This window comes from Mesorhizobium sp. M5C.F.Ca.IN.020.29.1.1 (assembly GCF_003997375.1).
GTDB lineage: Bacteria > Pseudomonadota > Alphaproteobacteria > Rhizobiales > Rhizobiaceae > Mesorhizobium > Mesorhizobium wenxiniae.
The window spans coordinates 1-2,209 of record NZ_RZSW01000770.1; the positions used below are offsets into that span (position 1 = coordinate 1).

Sequence of the window (2,209 nt, forward strand, 5' to 3'; positions counted from 1 at the left end):
ATCTGTCCCGGCGGCCGCTTACATTCAAGGAGCTGAATACGTTCGACGGCGTTGTGTTCGATCCGCCTCGCGCCGGCGCCGAAGACCAGTCGAAGCAGATTGCCCGTTCCGACGTGCCGCTTGTCGCCGCGGTTTCCTGCAATCCGGTGACGTTGGCACGCGACCTGCGCATCCTCATCGATAGCGGCTACGCCCTGAAAAGCGTGACGCCGATCGATCAGTTCCTGTGGTCGCCGCATGTCGAAGCCGTTGCGCTTTTGGAGAAGCCGAAACGACGGCGGTAACAGGTTTGCTTTTTTTGAACTTGAATTGCGCGTAAAATGAGCATACTTTTATCACATGCTGTTCAAAACGTGCTAGGATGATACCATGAATGCCGCAGCTCTCGAAATTCGAGCATCGCGCTTTGGCGAGGAACGGGCGCCATTTCTTTCGGCAAGACGGGTGGCTGAATTGCTGGGTGTCAATCTGACCGAACTGGCGGGCCTGATCGGCGTCGCGCGCAACACGCTTGCCGCCAAGACCGGCGCGCGCAAGGTCGATGCTGCATTGAGTCCGATTGTCCGTATCCTGGCGATGGCAGGCGAGATGGCCGGCGATGAACAGCGTGCGGCGATCTGGTTCAAGCATCAGCCGATCCCCGGCTGGGCGGGAAAGACCGCTTACGATCTCGTTCGAGAGGGCAAGACGGACAAGGTGCTTGCCTATCTGGAGGCAGTCCGCTCCGGCATCTATGCCTGACAGCAGGCTGAGCCTATGGCGTGCCTTCGTGCCGCGTTGGGCGCATCTCCCACTTTCCGGCGAAGGAGCGGCCCGCTTTGGCGGGCGCTGGAATCCGGTGGGCACCCCGACCATCTATGCTGCGCGGGAATTATCCACCGCCTGGGCGGAGTACAACCAGGGCTTTGTCCAGCATCCGGCGGTGATTGCGCAGCTCGAACTTTCAGGCGCGCGGCTGGCCGACCTGACGGACGCTGATGTGCTGACCAAGCTCGGCGTGACGCCAGACATTCACCGATGCGAATGGCGCGACATCATGGATCAAGGCCTGGTGCCTGAGACGCACACGCTGAGAGATCGCCTGATTGCCGATGGGCAGCACGGCGTGATCTACCCGTCCTTCATGTCGCCGGGGGGCACATGCGTCGCCCTCTGGCGATGGAACGAGAACAACGCACCGCGTCTGAAGGTCATCGATCCCGACCATCGTTTGCCGAAAACTCCGGCTTCGTGGCTGTAGGGCAGTTCGAAACTGGCCGGCAGACGGCTATGCTTCTTGCACGCCGCTCTGGCGGTTCCCGCCACCCTTACAGTCACTTGCCAAGGATCGCGGGCGGCAGCGGCTGAGAGGGACTGGTTTTCGCGACCACAATAGCTGGCGCGGCCGATCTATCAAACTCGTGTGCCGCCGACCGTCATCTGGTTCATCCTGAGATGCGGCTGGCCGACGCCGACCGGGACGCCCTGGCCGGCCTTGCCGCACATGCCGATGCCGGTGTCGAGCTTCATGTCGTTGCCGATCATCGAAACCCGATGCATGGCATCCGGCCCGTTGCCGATCAGCATGGCGCCCTTGATCGGCTGCGTTACCTTACCATTCTCGATCATGTAGGCCTCGGTGCAGCCGAACACGAACTTGCCCGAGGTGATGTCGACCTGGCCGCCGCCGAAGGAGACGGCATAGATGCCGTTCTTGACCGACGCGATGATTTCGTCCGGCTGCATATCGCCTGAGGTCATGTAGGTGTTGGTCATGCGCGGCATCGGCTGGTGCGCATAGCCTTCGCGCCGTCCGTTGCCGGTGGCCTCCATGCCCATCAGCCGGGCGTTCTGGCGGTCCTGCATATAGCCGACAAGCTTGCCGTCGTCGATCAGCACGTTGCGGGCCGACGGCGTGCCTTCGTCATCGACGGTCAGCGACCCACGCCGTTCGGCCATGGTGCCGTCGTCGACGACGGTGACACCCTTCGCGGCCACCTGCTGGCCCATCAGTCCGGCGAAGGCCGATGTCTTCTTGCGGTTGAAGTCGCCTTCCAGCCCGTGGCCGACGGCTTCGTGCAGCATGACGCCCGGCCAGCCGCTCGACAGCACGATGTCGAAGGTGCCGGCGGGCGCCGGGACCGCTTCGAGGTTGACCAGCGCCTGCCGCAGCGCCTCCTTGGCCGCGTGCTTCCAGCTCTCCTCGACCAGGAATTCGCCAAACGCCTTG

At 62.7% G+C, this 2,209-nt stretch carries 3 protein-coding genes and 1 pseudogene; 3 read left to right on the forward strand and 1 reads right to left on the reverse strand.

Annotated features, from left to right (window positions below):
• The 3 genes and pseudogenes from EOA85_RS33305 to EOA85_RS33315 form a co-directional block, all read left to right on the forward strand.
• Nucleotides 1-284 (forward strand): annotated as a pseudogene (locus EOA85_RS33305) (RNA methyltransferase); the annotation flags it as partial.
• A gap of 85 nt (nt 285-369) precedes the next feature.
• Entirely contained in the window at nt 370-741 is a 372-nt protein-coding gene (locus EOA85_RS33310; protein ID WP_127212543.1) for an antitoxin Xre/MbcA/ParS toxin-binding domain-containing protein, read from the forward strand.
• Nucleotides 734-1,240, forward strand: coding sequence for an RES domain-containing protein (locus tag EOA85_RS33315; protein ID WP_127212544.1), 507 nt, complete (start codon nt 734-736; stop codon nt 1,238-1,240). The genes EOA85_RS33310 and EOA85_RS33315 overlap by 8 nt, the downstream gene beginning before the upstream one ends.
• Before the next feature lie 152 nt (nt 1,241-1,392).
• Here EOA85_RS33315 and EOA85_RS33320 read toward each other — a convergent pair.
• Nucleotides 1,393-2,209: metallopeptidase TldD-related protein (locus tag EOA85_RS33320; protein ID WP_245486251.1), on the reverse strand; the 817-nt coding region annotated here is incomplete at its 5' end.

What these genes read in the sequence shown, in the direction of transcription:
- EOA85_RS33310 (WP_127212543.1), top strand. Translation starts at nt 370, where the DNA reads ATGAATGCCGCAGCTCTCGAAATTCGAGCATCGCGCTTTGGCGAGGAA.
- EOA85_RS33315 (WP_127212544.1), top strand. Translation starts at nt 734, where the DNA reads ATGCCTGACAGCAGGCTGAGCCTATGGCGTGCCTTCGTGCCGCGTTGG.